Genomic DNA, 15,140 nt, shown 5'->3' with positions numbered 1-15,140 from the left:
AAACATGAAAATAGAAAACATAAATACATTCGGCGAACTAAAACAATCAGGATATAAAAGCCAATCTATTAAAGATGAATTGCGTTACAACTTGCGTGAAAAAATCAAAACTGGTAAATCAGCTTTTGAAGGAGTTCATGGCTTTGAAAATACTGTTATTCCAGAACTGGAACGCGCTATTTTATCAAGGCATAACATTAACTTATTAGGACTTCGCGGCCAAGCAAAGACACGGTTAGCTCGAAAAATGATTGACTTGTTAGATGAATACATACCTTATGTTGAGGGTTCAGAAATAAACGACGATCCGTTTCATCCAATTTCGAGATTTGCTAAAAATTTAATTGAAGAAAAAGGGGATGAGACTCCTATTAAGTGGCTGCATCGCTCAGAACGTTTTTCTGAAAAATTAGCTACTCCAGATGTAACTGTTGCTGATTTAATTGGGGATGTCGATCCTATTAAAGCAGCCAATCTTAAACTATCATATGCAGATGACCGCGTGATTCACTTCGGAATGATTCCGCGTGCCAATCGTTGCATCTTTGTAATTAATGAGCTACCCGATTTACAAGCGCGAATTCAAGTGGCTTTGTTTAATATTTTACAAGAAGGAGATATTCAAATTCGTGGTTTTAAATTGCGCATGCCTCTGGACATGCAGTTTGTGTTTACAGCTAACCCAGAAGATTACACCAATAGAGGAAGTATAGTAACACCGTTGAAAGATAGAATTGGGTCTCAAATTTTGACCCATTATCCTGAAAGTATTGCAATTGCACGGACCATTACAGAACAAGAGGCTAAATTAGACAAACACCAAAGCGAATTAGTATATGTTCCAAATCTAGCTAAAGATTTATTAGAGCAAATTAGTTTTGAAGCTAGAGATAGCGAATACATTGATAATAAAAGCGGCGTAAGTGCCCGTTTGAGTATTACTGCTTTTGAAAATTTATTAAGTACTGCTGAACGTCGAGCGTTAAAAGCAGGTGCAGATCATACTACATTGCGATTGTCTGATTTTATGGGAATAATTCCAGCAATAACAGGAAAAGTAGAATTAGTTTATGAAGGAGAGCAGGAGGGAGCAGCCACGGTAGCACAGCACTTAATTGGTTCTGCTATTCAAACACTTTTTCCAGTGTACTTTCCAAAAATTGAAAAACTAGAACGACCAGATGCAAAAACACCGTATACTGATATTGTAGAATGGTTTTTTACAGAAAGTGGATTTGAGCTTTTAGATGATGCTACAGATGAAGAGTATCAAAAAGTATTGGACGACGTTTCGCCTTTATCTGCTCTACTTAAAAAATATCAATCAAAATTGGATGAAAAAGAATTATATTTTATGAAGGAATTTGTACTATGGGCATTAGTAGAATATAAAAAATTGAGCAAAGATCGTTTTGCGCAGGGATACGAGTTCAAAGACATGTACGGAAGTTACATTAGTAAATTGTAATACTTTAGAATTTATAAAAAAAGCGAGGGAGTCAAATTCCTCGCTTTTTTTTATGTTATTTTTAAGAGCTGCAAGACAACATCGAGCATCCTACTTTAGATCGTGCCCAATCGGGACGTTTGGCAAACCATTTTTCAAATTCGGGTTGTTCTTCATACGGTTTTCTCAATACGTTAAATAATTCAGCAATTAATGAGTAATCGCCTTGATCTGCAGCATCAATACTCAATTGCGACATGTAATTGCGTAACACATATTTCGGATTGATTAGATTCATTTTTAAAATCCTTTCCGCATCAGAAAGGGTTTCAGATTGTAGGAAAGTTAAATATTCAGCAAACCAGCTCAACCAAGATTCGAGAATCCTTTCTTTTATTTCTTCTGGTTTGTAAAAAGAATCTCTTATGACTTCAAAACATTCATTAACCGAATCCGTTTTGCTAATCCGATTTAAATTTCTGAAAAAAATCGTCATATCCGTTTCTGATAACTGTAAATTATCCTCTAAATTTTTTATAAATTTAGAAGAATCCTCACTTGATGTAAATAAACCTAATTTACTAAACATCATTACTTTGTATTCGGACTGATAATCTTCTAAGAACGACTCTAATATTTTTTCTAGAGTAGCCGCATCATTAATTAACGGAAATAAAGAATTTGCCAACTGGTATAAATTCCATTGTGCTACGCTAGGTTGATTTCCAAAACGATACCGTTTATTTTGACGATCGGTAGTGTTTGGAGTCCAATTTGGATCGTAATCTTCCAACCATCCATATGGTCCATAATCAATTGTTATTCCATGAATGGACATGTTATCGGTATTCATAACTCCATGAACAAAGCCGACACGCTGCCATTCTAAAATCATTTTTCGAGTGCTATCTGCAACGAATTGAAAGAACTGAATGTAACTTTGCTTTGAATCTCCTTTTATTTCAGGAAAATAATATTTAATAGTGAAATCGGTTAACTGCTTTAAATTTGTCAACTCATTTCGAGCTGCTAACATTTCAAAATTTCCAAATCTAATAAACGACGGTGCAACACGAGAAACAATAGCACCTTTTTCATATTCTGCATTTCCATCGTACAACATATCTCTCAAAACAGAATCACCAGAAAGCATTAGCGAAAGCGAACGAGTTGTTGGAACACCCAAATGAAACATTGCCTCGGCACATAGATATTCTCTAACAGAAGAGCGTAAAACTGCCAATCCATCTGCAGTTCGTGAATAGGGTGTTTTACCTGCACCCTTAAGTTGCAGCGTAAAGGATTTGTTGTCATGCTCAACTTCAGTCAAGTTTATTGCTCTTCCGTCACCCAATTGTCCGGCCCAGTTTCCAAATTGATGACCAGCGTAACACATCGCATACGACTTAGCGTGAGATAAAACCTCTTTACCAGAAAAAATATTTAAAAATTCCTGCGATTGTAAGTCCGCTAAATCTAACCCAATTAAACTGCTTACTTCTTCAGAAGCATGAACTAAAGTTGGATTTGACGGAATTCTAGGTAAAACGTACGAGAAGCAAGTGTTTTTTACTCGTCTCGTTTCATTTGTGTCTTCGGGATCTGCAGGTAATTCAGCTGTAAAACGATTATGAGTTTTTAAATGTATCATGATTATTATGCTAGTTTATCAATGTACATTTTCTTTAATTTCTGAATCTTAGGGTCGATAACCATAGTACAATAACCAGCTTCTCTATTGTTATTGTAGTAGTTTTGATGTTCTTCTTCGGCTTCATAAAAAACCTCTAGTGGCGTTAATTCAGTCACAATTGGTTGTTCAAAAATAGGTTTAAGTGTGTCAAACAATTCGTTTACAATTTGCTGTTGTTCTTTATCATGATACAAAATTATAGAACGGTACTGCGTTCCTCGATCGGCGCCTTGTTGGTTCAATGTTGTTGGATCGTGCGAGGTTAAAAAGACAAAAATTATTTCTTTGTAAGAAATAATTTCTGGATCAAATGTAACTTGAATTACTTCTGCGTGTCCCGTTCGACCACTACACACTTCTCGATAAGGAGGATTCTTAATAAATCCTCCTGCGTAACCTGATTGTATTGATATTATGCCTTTTAGACGTTGGATAATTGCTTCGATACACCAAAAACAACCGCCGCCAAAAGTAGCAACTTCTTGATTTTTCATAAGATATTTTTTAAGTATTTTAAACTACTGCTACTTCAAATTTAAAACTATTTGATCGGAATTAGCCATAAATTACGTTAATTGAATTATAAAAGTTAATTTATTAAAGGCAAGTTGTTTATATACTAAACTGAATAATCAAATACTAATATCCTGTAGGGAAATAACCAAAAATGTAAGTTTACTATTTAGATTGCAAAAGCTTTAAAGTCGACTAAGATGAGAATTAGAAGAAACTAGCTTTAATTAGAATCACCCTATAAATTTTATAGGGTAAATTATTATATTATTCATAAAACATGATTTTCTTTAATAAATTAAAAATGAATCAAAGTATTTAAAGTTTATAATTGATAAATTCACAATTTTGTAAAAAAGAGATATATTTGTACTCTAAGAGCACTACAACATGAACAATACAGCTATAGATACCAATTTAGAAACCTATTTCAAAAAATTTCGTACCAATATAATAGGTATTGATCAAGAATTTGTTTCTCCGTACGGAAAAAAGCAAATAATTTATACCGACTGGACAGCTAGTGGACGATTGTACAGACCCATTGAAGAAAAATTATTGAATCAATTTGGTCCTTTTGTTGCAAATACACATACTGAAACAACGGTCTCTGGAACCGCGATGACCAAGGCATATAATCATGCAAGAACTATCATTAAAAGACATGCTAACGCTAACCAAGATGATGTTTTAATTACAGATGGATCTGGTATGACGGGCGTGGTTAATAAATTTCAACGAATTTTAGGATTAAAAGTTCCAGAAAATTTAAAGAAATATACTACTGTTCCCGAAGAAATTAGACCAATTGTTTTTATTTCTCACATGGAACATCACTCCAATCAAACTACGTGGTTAGAGACGATCGCCGATGTCGAAATTATTCCTTCGTGTGCCCAAGGTTTATTTAACTTAGAGAATCTCAAAATATTATTAGAAAAGCATAAAGAGCGCCCTTTCAAAATCGCGTCTGTTACCGCATGTTCAAATGTAACGGGCTTACAAACTCCCTTTCATGAAGTTGCCAAATTAATGCACCAGCACAACGGCATTTGTTTTGTAGATTTTGCCTGTTCTGGACCTTATGTTGAAATGAATATGCACCCTGAAGATCCGGAAGCTTATTTGGATGCTATTTTCTTTTCTCCGCATAAATTTTTAGGTGGTCCTGGTACTTCTGGCGTATTAATATTTAATAAAAAATTATATAAAAATATGATTCCCGATTGTCCAGGTGGAGGAACCGTAAGTTGGACCAATCCGTGGGGCGCACACAAGTATATTGATAATATCGAAGAACGTGAAGATGGCGGAACTCCTGGATTCTTACAAGTGATCAAAACAGCTTTGGCTATTGAGCTGAAAGAAGAAATGGGAATCGAGAACATTTTAGAAAGAGAACATGAAATTGTTAATTATGTTTTTGATGAATTAAAATCGGTAGAGAATATTAAGATTTTAGCGGCACAACATCAAGAGCGCTTGGGAGTAATTTCTTTCTTTGTAGATGATTTACATTTTAATTTAGGCGTAAAATTATTAAACGATAAGTTCGGAATTCAAACCAGAGGCGGATGCAGTTGCGCAGGTACTTATGGCCACTTTTTATTGCATGTGGATCAAGAAACTTCGAATAAATTAGTTGATGAAATTGGGATAGGCGATTTGCTTAAAAAGCCAGGGTGGATTCGTATGTCTATTCATCCAACTACTACAAATGCAGAGATCGCTTATGTTTGTGAAAGTATCCAATCTATGGCTGCTAACCACAAAGAATGGACACTAGATTATTTATATAACAAAAATACTAATGAATTTATTCATAAAAGAGCGACTGATTTTGAAGAAAATTTAGTTGCAGGATGGTTTAATTCTTAAGAATTTTAAAGTATTGATATAAAAAAGAGCACCTTAAAAATGCTCTTTTTTTATACTTCATCAATTTTGAATTTTCTTCGCGAAAGAGCCAATAGTTGTTCCTTGTATTAGTATGGAGAAACACACGATTACGTATGTAATGGTTACCCAAACATCTTTATCATACTCTGGTGCGATGGAAAGCGCTAAGGCAATTGATATGCCGCCTCGCAGTCCGCCCCAAGTTAAAATCATTAAAGTATTGTTGTCCATTTTTTCTTTAAAGCGAACGGCAATTGAAGGAATATAAACCGAAATATATCTTGTGATTAGCGTAATTACCAATATAAATAAAGCCGCAATTAATACCAACTTATTAATTTGAATTACCAATAATTCCAAGCCAATTAAAACAAATAAAACTGCGTTTAAAATGGCGTCGATAAGTTCCCAAAATTTATCCACATATTCAGCAGTGGTATCTGACATTCCTTTCTTTTTACTTTTATTTCCTGTAATTAAGCCCGCAACAACCATGGCCAAAGGGCCAGACACATGTGTAAAATTAGCCAAAGTATAGCCACCCATTACTATAGCTAGAGTCAATAAAACTTCGACTTGATAATTATCAATACTGGCAATTAATTTGTAACCGGCATAACCAATAATTGCTCCTAAAATCAGACCACCAATTGCTTCGTGAACAAACAGTTGGGCAACACTTTCAAAAGTAACAGTTGCTCCTGGTTTAGCAATATTTAAAATTGTTAGAAAAATAACTACAGCAACACCATCATTAAATAATGACTCTCCTGCAATTTTTGTTTCTAATGATTTAGAAACTCCAGCACTTTTTAATATGCTTAAAACTGCAATAGGATCTGTAGGTGAAATTAGAGAACCAAATAGCATTGAATGTACTAATGTCACTTCAATTCCCATTAAGTTGAGTACATAATACGCACTTATTCCAATAACCATCGTACTTATTAAAACACTAATGGTCGAAAATAATAAAACAGTTAGTTTTTCGTTTCTAAGATCTTCAATTTTGATGTGAATAGCACCTGCAAATAGTAAAAAACTCAACATTCCTTCTAATACTAATTCGCTAAAATTAATGCTGTTCATCCTTTCCACAATATCATTTTTAAAGACAGGAAAATAATTTCCAGCGATTAAAATAACAAAAGAAAAAAGTAAAGAGACCAACATTAAACCTATAGCGTTGGGCAACTTTAAATATCTGAAATTGATGAAAGAGAATAATGCAGATAGGACAATGAGCACTGAAAATAAGTGAAATAAATCCATGGCGCTTAGGTGTTTTTCACTTTAAGCTCTGAACCTTCTACTAATTGGAAAGTAGCTGACGCTAATTTTATTTCACCATTCGTAGCTTCAATATCAATCAATATTTTTTTGAATAATTGCGTCTTGGTCACTCGACGTTTTTTATATTCTACAACATAGCGTAAGGTATATTCTACCCAATTGTCATTAAAAATTAAAGAAACCATGGATTCTGTCTGTGCATCTTCTAATCTATAAATATTCTGAAGCTTTTTCCAGTTGTCTTTTGACGCTTGAGACAAGTCACCAGCAACGGTTTTACCTGAATTAAGAATAATACTTTCAGCTCTATCATAATTGCTTCCAAACTGAACTGGGATTTTAATTTCATCCCATAAAAAAGGAAAATCACCAGAGTAGTTAAAAACAGGCTCTTTAAAAACGTAACTATTAGCGATCAAAACGATACGACCGTTATATAAATCGCCGTCAACCCATTCGCCAGTTTCCATTAATGTTGTTCGTAACACACCGATATCCATTACGTCTCCTTTTATTCCGCCTAGTTGCACGCGATCACCCGATTTGTAAAAGTTGCCAAAAAGAATGGCTAACCAACCGGCAAAAGAAGCAATTACTTCTTGCAGCGCGAAAGCTATTCCAGCTCCAGCAACTCCAAAAGCGACAGTTAGACCTCCAAGTCTATCACTAAAAATAACCGTCAGTAAAACAATAGTTAAAAAGTAACCAATAAAACTACTAAGTTTATTTGCACGATACTTATTATCGTTGTCTTTAATTTTTGTGAACAAACGGTTTTGCAACCACTTTATCAAAATCCAGATCAAACCGACTCCAATACAAAAGGTTACTATTTTACCAACTGTTGGATCGTATAAAAAATCATTAATTTCCTTTTCCATAATAGTTGATTAATATAAATTAATAGTTCGTAGTTAGTTGTATCTACTTACATAATTAAACGAACTCCACCTAATTCTGATACACGGTAAGAGAACTTGTCTCCAGGTGAACCAATAAACATAAAGTTTTTAGGAATTCCCCATTTCTCCGATAGTTCAGTGATAATTTCTGGTCCAAAAACACCTTGCATTTCGATGAACTCAATATCAATTTCAGGATAAGCTCTGTCTAAGACCTTTATATCAGCTATTAATAAAGTATTTGAAACACCATCTGTATTTACATTAACAACTTTTAATTTTTTAGTAGTTTCATTTCCTTGAACATATTGCATTACTTTATTCAACACTGCGATATCGTCTCCTTTGGTAAAGAAAACAAATTCTTGAGAGTTAATTTTAAGATGCATTTTTGATAAGTATCGATTGCTTAAAACCACCATTTTTCGCAAAGGCTGATAAAAATATTGTAACGCATCAATTAAAAACTGAATAAGAATGGTACGGTTAAGCATAATAGATACAAATACTAAGGCTGGGATAAGGTATTTTATAAAGATATAGAAGGAATCAATATTCAGTTCCATATTACCAAGAAATGCTGCAGCAATGAAACTTACAGCAATTACGACCACAATGCCTCTTGCTCTTTCTGGTCTTGGCAACCTTTTACGTTTAAATTTCAACAACAAATTTCCGAGACCAAACAAGATCATTACGGCTAAAAAGGAAAATGTATAAACACCTGCTAACGACTCAATATGTCCGTTTGTTGCGAATAAAACGGATAAACACAACACTAAAAAACTTATAATAATACGGTAATTGGAGCCACGTTTATTTTGCTTTAAAAAATAATTGGGCAGAATACGGTCCAAAGTCATGCGATTTAGCAAACCTGAAACTCCAACAAAAGAGGTTAAAACAGCGCCACATAAAACAAGAGCAGCATCGACAGCAATTAGACCTGCTAACCACGAACCACCTGTCATATGTCCTAAGTAAGCCAATAACGATTCTTTATGTTCGCCAACTTCAGCAAGCGGAATAATACAGATTAATAATAATGCTATAACGGGATTAAAGAAACTTACAATGGCCCACATATTACGCAAGGTCTTCGGGAAAACACCTTGTTCTTGCTCTTCTACAAAATTGGCAGAACTTTCAAAACCAGATATTCCTAACATTGCTGCAGAAAAACCTAAAAATAACGCAGACATAATGGAACCAGAACTAACTGGCATGGCCCAATTGATGTGAAAAGTATCTAAACCAGAATTAAAAATAAACCAAACAGATGCTAATACTAACAGCGTTAAGGACGCTAAATGTGTGATAAAGATAACTACCGCCACTATCGCCGACTCTCCAATTCCTAAAATAGTTAACAATGTAAAAACAATCAATACTATAATTGTGGCTACCGTGACGTTCAGTCCTTCAAATATTCCGTGTAAATAATGCATTCCTTCTGAAGCCGAAATTACTGCTGTCGCCATATAGGAAAGTACTGTAAGAGTAGCCGCCATAGAAGCTAATCTTTTTGTAGATGTATTTAAAAGTACATTGTAAGCTCCACCGTTTAGCGGAATAGCACCAACAACTTCTCCATAGATTTTTCTGAACATAAATAAAACAATACCAACTACCAACAATGAAATCCAAGCATACTGCCCAGCATATAATATTGTTAATGATGAGACGTATAAACAAGAAGAACTAATGTCATTTCCAGAAATTGCAGTAGATTGCAGTTCGTTTAATTTTTTGTGTAAAACTTTTTTCATTTAGAAAGACAGTTGAGATTTTGTTGATGTCGAGATTAATTGTAAAAAAAAATAGCTCTTATTGAAGTTCTTTTTTTTAGCTGTATTATAAATTTACTTTTATTTATTGGCTTTAACAAAAAATCGTAAAAAACTTTAAAGCACTATTTAAAAATAATTTATAGCAAATACAGCTGTAGAGTTAGATCTAATAATGGGGAAGAAGAATTCGTAAACAATCAGTTTCTAACCGTGAATTTAAGACTATTTACTATTATGTTTTTTATCTCAGCAATTTTGCTTGTAATTATGCAGTAATCGCAAAGCTTCTTCTTGAACCTTTTTTTGAAAAAAACCAGTCCATCCTAACATAAAACCTTTAAAGCCAAAAGCTTGTTGAGCCCAATGCCACATATCAAATGAATCGGTATGCTTGATGATAAGGCCATCTTTAAAAAGAAATTCTGCAGATACTATGTTCACAACTTTTCGATTGCTTTTCTTAAAATTATAAGTAGTTACCCAACGAGCCGTACCTAAAAAGTCATCGGCTTTAATTTTTGATACCTCAATCTTTACTGTTCCTCCATTTTTTGAGAAAAGCATTTGCCACATCTTTAAAACTTCTTCTGCTTTTAACAGTCCAAAAACGGGATCTCTAAATTGAATTTCTGGATGGTAAAATGAAGCCATCTTTGCAGCATCTCCATTTTTAAAAGCATGGTAAAAATCGCTAATTGTATTTTCGTTAGCATTCATATCTAAGCTTAATTTATTTCGTTGAATTTTCTTTATCTATTTTTTACAATAAACTGATTGCGGCAGCGGTTTCAAAAATTTTATTAGTATTGTCATATATCGTCGAAAAATACGTCGATTTATTAATTGCTGTAAAATTTCCAACTTGATTACTGAACGTGTTTTTCTTGCCGCTAATATTAAAACGAATGTCCTGAATATTAGTAGTTTTCAGACGTTTCATCTCTGCAACAGTAAAATTATAGTAAGTGATTGCTTGTCCATTCGTATATTCTCGATAATTTTTGTCTGTACAAAGAATAAACGACACGTCTTTTAAGTCCACATAAACATTTCCAGAAATAATAAAGTTTTCGTCAGTAGTTTTTACAGCTAATTTTAAAATACCACCAGTTTCTGTACTTGCAATTTGAATATTTATTGCACCACTTAATACATAACTGTTACAAATGAATTCCCAATTTGGAGTTGCGCTGTAACTATTGCTTTTATATTTAATAGATTCTTGTGCATTGCAAAAAAGTACAATAAAAAACAGGAGAAGAACTGTATGATTTTTTGAGATCATGATATAAATATTTATAGGTTGATAGTGTTTTTTGAAAATAAGAAAGCCAGTTAAATTTTTAGGTTTAACTGGCTTTTGTAGTATTTAATTATATCAGCTTAAAATTCTTTTCTATCGCTTTTATCATTTCTCCCGCCACATCCTTATTAGTGGCTCCCTCAATTCCTTCTAGACCAGGAGAGGAGTTTACCTCTAATAACAATGGACCTTTTGCCGAACGAATAATATCAACACCTGCTACTTTTAAATCCATTGCTTTGGTAGCTTTTATCGCAATACGCTTTTCTTCAGCCGTTACTTTAATAATAGAAGCTGTTCCACCGAGGTGAATATTTGCTCTAAATTCGCCAGGCATCGCTTCTCGCTGAATAGCAGCAACAACTTTTCCATCAATTACAAAACAACGAATATCTTTTCCGTTGGCTTCTTTAATGAATTCTTGCACTAATATATTCGCATTTAAACTTTTAAATGCGTTAATAACGCTTTCTGCTGCTTTTTTTGTCTCTGCCAAAACCACACCTTTGCCTTGTGTTCCCTCTAATAATTTTACAATCAGTGGAGAGCCGCCAACCATTTTTATTAAATTATCAGTATCCAAAGGAGAATTAGCAAATCCTGTAGTTGGAATTTCAACACCGTGATTTAGTAATAATTGTAAAGAGTATAATTTATCTCTAGACTGTGTGATTGCTGAAGCGGAGTTCAAACAAAATACCTTTAATGCTTCAAACTGTCTTGTTAAAGCGCAGCCGTAAAAGGTCATACTTGGTCGAATGCGTGGGATAATAGCATCAAATTGATTCAAGATAATTCCGCCACGATAATGTATCTCCGGTTTTTTAGCATCTAACTTCATGTAACATTCTTTGATATTCAAAAAATGCATTTCGTGTCCGCGCATTTCGCCCGCTTCCATGATGCGTTTATTGCTGTATAACTCCGGATTACTCGCTAACAAACCGATTCGTAAACCAGATTTTGCTTTTTCAGAATTTTTATATAATTCTTTTAGACTTTCGGTCGTCGGTTGTCCCAAAAGATATTTTTGTTCAGGATCAACCAAAATTCTTCCGCTCATGGCTTCTCTACCTAAAAGCATTCGAAATCCCATAGAATCTCGATTGGTAAGCGTCATTTCAATAGGCCATTTGGTGCTGCCAATTTCTACAATAGTTTGTATTACATATCTTTGCTCACGGTAACCACTAGAACTTTTAACGATCCTTTTGTCTACCAATGGAGCTTCGCAATGAATGATTGTTTTACTATTATTTTGAATTGGATTGATGTCAAATTTCACCCAATTAGCATCATTTTTTATAAAAGGCGCAATGTTAACTGCGTGTAAAGCCGATGTTTTAGCTCCCGAATCTACACGAGCTTTTATCGTAGGAATTCCTAAATCAGGAAACGAACACCATTCTTCACTACCAACGATAACTTTATTTTGTAGCATAAGCTATATATTTTACTTAGTTTTTATATCAAAAGTAGCTATTACTTTTTAATAAATAACAGTTTTTGATGAAAGAAAACCCCCGTTATGTTATAAAAACACAACGGGGGCCTAGGCTCTGTTATAAAACAATTTATATTTATTGATTAGAAGGCTCTTCAGCTTTTTTTACGTTTACAGTAAGTTCTTTGTCCTCTTCATTCAAATCGATTAAGATTTCATCACCAACTCCAATTTTTGAAGTGATAATTTCTTCGGCCAAAATATCTTCAACATATTTCTGAATCGCTCTTTTTAAGGGTCTTGCTCCAAATTGTTTATCAAATCCTTTGTCTGCAATAAAAGCTTTTGCGGTATCGGTTAAATTTAATTTGTACCCCAATTCTGCAACACGAGAATATAATTTTTTCAATTCGATTTCAATAATCAAATCAATATCATGTTTCTCTAAAGCATTAAATACAATAACATCGTCAATTCTATTCAAGAACTCAGGAGCAAACGTTTTTTTCAAAGCATTTTCGATAATACTTTTTGAATTCTCATCCGCTTGGGCTGCCCTTGCAGAAGTTCCAAAACCAACTCCTTGTCCAAAATCTTTCAGCTGACGCGCTCCAACATTAGATGTCATAATGATAATAGTATTCTTAAAATCAATTTTTCTTCCTAAACTATCAGTCAAATAACCGTCATCTAAAACTTGTAACATCATATTAAATACGTCTGGATGTGCTTTTTCAATCTCATCCAAAAGCACTACACTGTACGGTTTTCTTCGAACTTTTTCGGTTAACTGACCACCTTCTTCATAACCAACATATCCTGGAGGTGCTCCAACTAAGCGAGAAATTGCAAATTTCTCCATGTATTCGCTCATGTCAATACGAACTAATGCATCTTCAGAATCAAATAATTCTCTAGCTAGAACTTTTGCCAATTGTGTTTTACCAACACCCGTTTGACCCAAGAAAATAAACGAACCAATTGGTTTATTAGGATCTTTAAGACCCGCTCTATTTCTTTGAATAGATCGGGCAATTTTTAACACCGCTTCATTTTGCCCAATAACCTTAGCTTGTATTAGTTCTGGTAATTTTGCCAACTTGTTACTTTCTGTTTGTGCAATACGATTTACCGGAATACCGGTCATCATAGAAACTACATCGGCAACATTATCTTCGGTAACTTCAATTCTATTATTTTTAGAATCTTCTTCCCATTGTTCTTGAGCAATTGCTAATTCTTTTTCGATGCGTTTTTCATCATCTCTAAGTTTGGCTGCTTCCTCATATTTTTGCTTTTTGACTACTACATTTTTCAATTCGCGAACATCTTCTAACTGACGCTCTAAATCTACAATTTGCTTTGGAACATCAATATTTGTAATGTGTACACGTGATCCAGCTTCGTCTAATGCATCAATAGCTTTGTCTGGCAAGAAACGTTCCGACATGTAACGATTAGTCAATTTTACACAAGCCTCAATAGCTTCTGGCGTATAAATCACATTATGGTGATCTTCATATTTCTCTTTAATATTATTCAAAATAGTAATAGTTTCTTCTACCGAAGTAGGTTCAACAATTACTTTTTGGAAACGTCTTTCTAAAGCACCGTCTTTTTCAATATACTGACGGTATTCGTCTAAGGTAGTCGCTCCAATACATTGAATCTCTCCCCTAGATAGTGCCGGTTTAAACATGTTGGATGCATCTAAAGAACCTGTTGCGCCACCAGCGCCAACAATGGTATGAATTTCGTCAATAAAAAGGATAATATCATCATTCTTTTCCAATTCATTCATTACCGCTTTCATTCGCTCTTCAAACTGTCCTCTGTATTTAGTTCCAGCTACTAAACTTGCTAAATCTAAAGTTACCACGCGTTTGTTAAATAAAATACGTGAAACTTTTTTCTGAATGATACGCAAAGCCAAACCTTCAGCAATAGCAGATTTTCCAACACCCGGTTCACCAATAAGCAAAGGATTGTTTTTCTTTCTACGACTTAAAATTTGAGAAACACGTTCAATTTCTTTCTCACGTCCTACCACAGGATCTAATTTTCCTTCTTCGGCCATTTCTGTTAAATCTCTCCCAAAGTTATCTAAAACCGGTGTTTTAGATTTCTTGTTAGACTTATTGGCTGGATTATTAAAATTACCTTCTTTAAGACTGTCATCTTGTCCTGCATCATCGTTATACGATTCATTTCGAGGCAAGTTTTCTAAAAATTCTTCTTCGTTTGGAGTCATATTTAAGTATTGTTCTTTAGCTACATCATAATCTATTTTTAGTTTATGAAGCAACTTGGTTGTGGGATCGTTTTCATTTCTTAAAATACACAACAACAAATGCGCAGTGCTTATAGAGGTGCTTTGAAATACTTTTGCTTCTAGAAAAGTTGTTTTTAGCGCTCTTTCAGCTTGGCGTGTTAAGTGTAAGTTTTTCTTCTCGACGCTAGGTTCGGCGGTTACGTTGGCAGGACTTAGTATTTCGACTTTTCTACGCAAATGGTCCAAATCAACATCAAGGTTATTTAGGATACTAATTGCTTTTCCGTTACCGTCTCGTAAAATGCCTAGCATTAAGTGTTCGGTACCTATAAAGTCGTGACCCAAACGCAAAGCTTCTTCTTTACTATACGTAATAACGTCTTTTACTCTTGGTGAAAAATTGTCGTCCATAATATATTGTTGGTATTGTAAATTTAGTGAATTACTGTTTCAAAAACAAAAACCGTACCCGTCAGGAAACGCTGTCAGCTAATAGACGAAAAAAAAGGCAAAATCTACGTTAAACAGTACTTAATTTATTAACGAGTAGCCAAAGAAAAGTTGTTGATAAAACATTTAAATAA

At 34.0% G+C, this 15,140-nt stretch carries 11 protein-coding genes; 2 read left to right on the top strand and 9 right to left on the bottom strand.

The window, feature by feature from the left end:
- Positions 1 to 4: 4 nt before the first annotated feature.
- Complete coding sequence (locus ACRASX_RS13360) at positions 5 to 1,468, top strand: magnesium chelatase (protein ID WP_432221580.1); 1,464 nt, start codon at positions 5 to 7, stop codon at positions 1,466 to 1,468.
- A 61-nt stretch (positions 1,469 to 1,529) separates the two neighbouring features.
- On the opposite strand, the gene ACRASX_RS13355 is transcribed toward ACRASX_RS13360, so the two are convergent.
- Together ACRASX_RS13355 and msrA are read right to left on the bottom strand one after the other, a co-directional pair.
- Positions 1,530 to 3,098 (bottom strand): protein adenylyltransferase SelO, encoded by a 1,569-nt coding sequence (locus tag ACRASX_RS13355; protein ID WP_432221579.1) that lies wholly within the window; start codon positions 3,096 to 3,098, stop codon positions 1,530 to 1,532.
- 5 nt (positions 3,099 to 3,103) lie between these two features.
- On the bottom strand, positions 3,104 to 3,634 hold the full coding sequence (gene msrA, locus ACRASX_RS13350) for a peptide-methionine (S)-S-oxide reductase MsrA (RefSeq protein ID WP_066309140.1): 531 nt from the start codon (positions 3,632 to 3,634) through the stop codon (positions 3,104 to 3,106).
- Positions 3,635 to 4,043: 409 nt separating this feature from the next.
- Between msrA and ACRASX_RS13345 the strand changes: the two genes are divergently transcribed.
- Positions 4,044 to 5,531, top strand: a complete 1,488-nt coding sequence (locus ACRASX_RS13345; RefSeq protein WP_432221578.1) for an aminotransferase class V-fold PLP-dependent enzyme — start codon at positions 4,044 to 4,046, stop codon at positions 5,529 to 5,531.
- A gap of 60 nt (positions 5,532 to 5,591) precedes the next feature.
- Here the strand turns inward: ACRASX_RS13345 and ACRASX_RS13340 are convergent, their stop codons facing one another.
- The 7 genes from ACRASX_RS13340 to ACRASX_RS13310 all read right to left on the bottom strand — a co-directional run bounded on the left by ACRASX_RS13340 (position 5,592) and on the right by ACRASX_RS13310 (position 14,967).
- On the bottom strand, positions 5,592 to 6,824 hold the full coding sequence (locus ACRASX_RS13340) for a cation:proton antiporter (protein ID WP_432221577.1): 1,233 nt from the start codon (positions 6,822 to 6,824) through the stop codon (positions 5,592 to 5,594).
- Positions 6,825 to 6,829: 5 nt separating this feature from the next.
- Positions 6,830 to 7,726, bottom strand: a complete 897-nt coding sequence (locus ACRASX_RS13335; RefSeq protein WP_432221576.1) for a mechanosensitive ion channel family protein — start codon at positions 7,724 to 7,726, stop codon at positions 6,830 to 6,832.
- A gap of 47 nt (positions 7,727 to 7,773) precedes the next feature.
- Positions 7,774 to 9,516, bottom strand: coding sequence for an APC family permease (locus ACRASX_RS13330; RefSeq protein ID WP_432221575.1), 1,743 nt, complete (start codon positions 9,514 to 9,516; stop codon positions 7,774 to 7,776).
- Positions 9,517 to 9,783: 267 nt separating this feature from the next.
- Complete coding sequence (locus ACRASX_RS13325; RefSeq protein ID WP_432221574.1) at positions 9,784 to 10,254, bottom strand: nuclear transport factor 2 family protein; 471 nt, start codon at positions 10,252 to 10,254, stop codon at positions 9,784 to 9,786.
- 43 nt (positions 10,255 to 10,297) lie between these two features.
- Positions 10,298 to 10,822 (bottom strand): hypothetical protein, encoded by a 525-nt coding sequence (locus ACRASX_RS13320; protein WP_432221573.1) that lies wholly within the window; start codon positions 10,820 to 10,822, stop codon positions 10,298 to 10,300.
- Positions 10,823 to 10,910: 88 nt separating this feature from the next.
- Positions 10,911 to 12,281 (bottom strand): 30S ribosomal protein S6--L-glutamate ligase, encoded by a 1,371-nt coding sequence (gene rimK / locus ACRASX_RS13315; protein WP_066309155.1) that lies wholly within the window; start codon positions 12,279 to 12,281, stop codon positions 10,911 to 10,913.
- A gap of 139 nt (positions 12,282 to 12,420) precedes the next feature.
- Entirely contained in the window at positions 12,421 to 14,967 is a 2,547-nt protein-coding gene (locus ACRASX_RS13310) for an ATP-dependent Clp protease ATP-binding subunit (protein ID WP_432221572.1), read from the bottom strand.
- Positions 14,968 to 15,140 lie beyond the last annotated feature (173 nt).

Source organism: Flavobacterium sp. TMP13, from assembly GCF_050847115.1.
Lineage (GTDB): Bacteria > Bacteroidota > Bacteroidia > Flavobacteriales > Flavobacteriaceae > Flavobacterium.
This window is presented reverse-complemented; position numbering and strand designations above follow the sequence as displayed.

What these genes read in the sequence shown, in the direction of transcription:
- ACRASX_RS13340 (WP_432221577.1), bottom strand. Translation starts at nt 6,824, where the DNA reads ATGGATTTATTTCACTTATTTTCAGTGCTCATTGTCCTATCTGCATTA.
- ACRASX_RS13355 (WP_432221579.1), bottom strand. Translation starts at nt 3,098, where the DNA reads ATGATACATTTAAAAACTCATAATCGTTTTACAGCTGAATTACCTGCA.
- ACRASX_RS13325 (WP_432221574.1), bottom strand. Translation starts at nt 10,254, where the DNA reads ATGAATGCTAACGAAAATACAATTAGCGATTTTTACCATGCTTTTAAA.
- ACRASX_RS13330 (WP_432221575.1), bottom strand. Translation starts at nt 9,516, where the DNA reads ATGAAAAAAGTTTTACACAAAAAATTAAACGAACTGCAATCTACTGCA.
- ACRASX_RS13335 (WP_432221576.1), bottom strand. Translation starts at nt 7,726, where the DNA reads ATGGAAAAGGAAATTAATGATTTTTTATACGATCCAACAGTTGGTAAA.
- ACRASX_RS13310 (WP_432221572.1), bottom strand. Translation starts at nt 14,967, where the DNA reads ATGGACGACAATTTTTCACCAAGAGTAAAAGACGTTATTACGTATAGT.
- msrA (WP_066309140.1), bottom strand. Translation starts at nt 3,634, where the DNA reads ATGAAAAATCAAGAAGTTGCTACTTTTGGCGGCGGTTGTTTTTGGTGT.
- ACRASX_RS13360 (WP_432221580.1), top strand. Translation starts at nt 5, where the DNA reads ATGAAAATAGAAAACATAAATACATTCGGCGAACTAAAACAATCAGGA.
- ACRASX_RS13345 (WP_432221578.1), top strand. Translation starts at nt 4,044, where the DNA reads ATGAACAATACAGCTATAGATACCAATTTAGAAACCTATTTCAAAAAA.
- ACRASX_RS13320 (WP_432221573.1), bottom strand. Translation starts at nt 10,822, where the DNA reads ATGATCTCAAAAAATCATACAGTTCTTCTCCTGTTTTTTATTGTACTT.
- rimK (WP_066309155.1), bottom strand. Translation starts at nt 12,281, where the DNA reads ATGCTACAAAATAAAGTTATCGTTGGTAGTGAAGAATGGTGTTCGTTT.